This is a genomic window from Ferruginibacter sp. (assembly GCF_031430955.1).
Classification (GTDB): domain Bacteria; phylum Bacteroidota; class Bacteroidia; order Chitinophagales; family Chitinophagaceae; genus Ferruginibacter.
This window is the reverse complement of the sequence record NZ_JANPCM010000468.1, coordinates 1-3,644: the sequence shown is the minus strand read 5'-3', so window position 1 is coordinate 3,644 and position 3,644 is coordinate 1. Positions and strand designations below refer to the sequence as shown.

General features: G+C 34.5%; 3 protein-coding genes. 2 read left to right on the top strand and 1 reads right to left on the bottom strand.

Going from position 1 to position 3,644, the window contains the following annotated elements; translation table 11 throughout:
- The coding region (locus ACY65O_RS12890; protein ID WP_462221266.1) for an NAD(P)H-dependent glycerol-3-phosphate dehydrogenase at positions 1–894 on the top strand (894 nt) is incomplete at its 5' end.
- A 147-nt stretch (positions 895–1,041) separates the two neighbouring features.
- On the opposite strand, the gene hemW is transcribed toward ACY65O_RS12890, so the two are convergent.
- Positions 1,042–2,238: a radical SAM family heme chaperone HemW gene (gene hemW, locus ACY65O_RS12885; protein WP_462221265.1), complete on the bottom strand. Its 1,197-nt coding sequence runs from the start codon at positions 2,236–2,238 to the stop codon at positions 1,042–1,044.
- A gap of 108 nt (positions 2,239–2,346) precedes the next feature.
- On the opposite strand from hemW, the gene ACY65O_RS12880 reads away from it, so the two are divergent.
- On the top strand, positions 2,347–3,534 hold the full coding sequence (locus ACY65O_RS12880; RefSeq protein ID WP_462221264.1) for a BamA/TamA family outer membrane protein: 1,188 nt from the start codon (positions 2,347–2,349) through the stop codon (positions 3,532–3,534).
- The last annotated feature ends 110 nt before the right edge of the window (positions 3,535–3,644 follow it).

The window sequence follows — 3,644 nt, the reverse complement described above, 5'->3', positions numbered from 1 at the left end:
CCATCGGCACATTTTAATGTTTCACAATTACATTTAACCATCAAGGCCGCAGAAGTTATAACTAATTCAGATTGTATTATTATTGCGGTTCCCTCAGCATACGCCACAGATGTTTTACAGGGGCTGGATAAAAAAATATTTGAAGGAAAAAAAATCATCTCTGCTATAAAAGGTATTTTACCCGGGCAAAATTTATTGCTGAACGATTATTTGCAAAAAGAATTTAATGTTGAACTTAAAAATTACTTTGCGGTATTGGGCCCATGCCATGCCGAAGAAGTAGCAGCAGAAAAATTATCTTATTTAACTTTTTCGGGAGTTGATGAAGTGATGACGGCAGGATTGTCAACGTATTTTAAAAATGATTATCTCAACACAATTTGTAATAATGATATTTATGGTGTGCAGTATGCCGCTATTTTAAAAAATATTTATGCAGTAGGTTCGGGCATTGCACATGGTTTAGATTATGGCGACAATTTTTTAAGTGTGCTAATTGCTAACAGCGCCGATGAAATGGCAGGTTTTCTTCGTGAACTTGGAGTAAAAAATATACAGGTAGGTTCTATCGACCATCACCCAACCACCAACCACCAACCACCAACTACAAACTATGCCGCTTCGGTTTATCTTGGCGATTTATTAGTAACCTGCTATTCGCTTCACAGCCGCAACCGTTCATTTGGAAATATCATCGGTAAAGGACATTCTGTAAAAACTGCTCAGTTAGAAATGAGTATGGTGGCAGAAGGCTATAATGCCAGTAAATGTATGCATATCATTAACCAAAATGTTAAAGCCGATATGCCCATTGCCGAAACGATCTATAAAATTTTGTGGGAAAATTTGCCTGCAGCCGAAGGATTTAACGAAATTGAAGCAACGCTGGTGTAAATTTGTTTTAACTTTACAGTAGAAAATAAAATGATGCCATTCTCTTTTTCAAATATCAGCAGTACTGCAATAATCGCAATGATTATTTATCTGTCTGTTGCTGAGCTGATAAAGTATTTTAAAAGGCGTTCTCATTCTTAATCCTTTTTAGGGGATAGAAGTAAAAAACAGATCCGCAGCAATTCCATCAGCAAATAACTTTCCTTCTTTAGTTAAAATAATTTTTTCGTTTTCAATTTTTAATTTTCCAGTCTCTTTATATTTGCTGCTTGCATCTTGAATTTGGCAGCTTGCAATTTTACCATATTTTGTACTTATATACTTTGTATCAATTCCCTCTATCGTTCTTAAAGCTGTCATAATATATTCATTCAACTGTTGAGTGGCAGTTAAAATTTCTTCTTCAAAAGGAATAATATTTTTTTGTAAAGATTGAATGTACAATGCATTGTTTGCAATATTCCATCTTCGCTTGGGTGAATCACCCTGTGGAAAATAAGAGTGTGCCGATGGCCCAAAGCCATAATAGCTTGCGCCGCTCCAGTAACTGCTGTTATGCTTACTCCTTAAACCAGGCTTTGCAAAATTACTTATTTCATAATGTTCGTATCCGGCTTCGCTCATCCAATCCATTAATAACAAAAATTGCCGGGCTTGTTTTTCTGCATCAACAGGCGCTTTCTTTTTTAAAGCAATCATTTTATCTAAAGCAGTTTTAGGCTCTACAGTTAATGCATAGCAACTGATATGCGGAATATTTTTTTCAATAACAGTTTGTACATTTTTTTTCCAATCATCATCACTCAATAAAGGGGAACCATAAATTAAATCAACAGAAAAATTAGTAAATCCTGCAGTTGTAATTTTATCAATACAAATTAATGAGTCTGCTGCTGTATGTGCCCGGTTCATCCATTTCAATTCTTCTTCAATAAAACTTTGTATGCCCACGCTCAGCCGGTTTATGCCAATAGTTTTCCATTCCTGTAGTTTTAAATTGGTAATATCATCGGGGTTAGCTTCTAAAGTAATTTCAATATCAGTTGCAAAAACAAAACGTTTATGCAAAGCATCAAAAATTATTTTTAAATCATCAATACCTAAAATACTGGGTGTGCCGCCACCAAAATAGAGTGTATTAATAATTTCTTTATCCACCTCCGCAGAAATCTTTTCAATGTTCTTCTCCATTTCCCTCCCCCCGGGGGAGGATAGGAGGGACTTTATTTCCTTCACCAACGCAATAAGCAGCTCGTCTTTTTGTTTTAAAGAAGTAGAAAAATGAAAATTACAATAATTACAAGCCTGCTTGCAAAATGGAATATGTATATAGATGCCTGACAAATATTTTAGATTGTAGATTTTAGATTTTAGATTTGAATATTAATGACCAGTTTTAAAAAAGTGTTACAACCCCATTTATTACTTGCAATTATTTGCAACTGTATAATAATGCCTTTTGCATTCAGCCAGCAACCAGCAGAAAAAAATAAACAGTATCAATTAAATATTCATTTTGTTGACAAAGATACCAGCTTTAATGCGCAAGCTTTAAAATTGCAAACAACTTTTACTAATTCCATTCAATGCCATACATACATTAATAATCTGCCGGCTTTGTTAAGCACTAAAGGTTATCCAACGGCTTCTGTTGACAGTGTTTGGGAAGATACAGCATCGGCAGGCATTAATCTTTTTTTAGGCAAACAATACCAATGGATAAAATTATTGCCCGACAGTATTGAAAAAAAAGCGCTTGACCAGAGTGGCTTTTTTGAAAAAAACTTTACTAAAAAATTGCTCAACATGCAGCAATTGCAAACTATACAGTTTAGAGTTTTAAATTATTATGAAAATAATGGTTACCCCTTTGCACAGGTTTTTTTAGATAGTGTGCGTTTAGAAGAAGATAAAATAAATGCTTTGCTTAAAGTTAAAAAAGGGCCATTGTATCATCTGGACAGTATTAGGGTTTTTGGCAAAGTAAAAATTTCTAAAAAATTTCTAAATCATTATTTAAACATAGCCAATGGCAGCCATTATAATAAACAAAATTTGGAGCAGGTAAGTAATAAAATTTTAGAACTGCCTTACCTGCAGGAAGCAGCACCAAATGATATAAGTATGCTGGGTAGTGGCTCGTTGCTTAATCTTTACCTTGCGCCTAAAAAAAGCAGCCAGTTTAATTTTTTAATTGGCATTTTACCCAATGCAGGCCAGGCAGGCAAAGTACAATTGACTGCCGATGTAAATCTTAATTTAAAAAACGTACTCGGTAGCGGCGAAAGCATTTTATTTAACTGGCAGCAATTACAAAAACAATCGCCCCGGTTAAATTTAGGTTACCAGCAACCGTATATTTTTAATTCTAATTTTGGTTTCGATTTTTTATTCGATCTTTTTAAAAAAGATTCTACTTTTTTACAGGTTAACGGGCAGGTGGGTTTGCAATATCTTTTATCAGCCAATCAGTCGGGTAAATTTTTTGTACAGGGGCAAAACAGTTTTTTGCTGGCAAACGGTGTAGATACCAACCAGGTAAAAGCTACTAAAAAATTACCTGTAAATATTGATGTTAGTGCTGTAAATTTTGGTATTGATTACGAATGGATAAAAACAGATTACCGCTTAAAGTTGTAACACCGGATATTTCATATATGCCCGGAGTAAGTGTTTCGCCATTGCCAAGCAAAGGTGCATGTGTGGTAGAAGTTGGAATTGCAGTGTTAAGCTGATTATAAGCAAGTAAC

Excerpts from the sequence above, each read along its gene's own strand:
- ACY65O_RS12880 (WP_462221264.1), top strand. The coding sequence starts at position 2,347 with ATGCCTTTTGCATTCAGCCAGCAACCAGCAGAAAAAAATAAACAGTAT.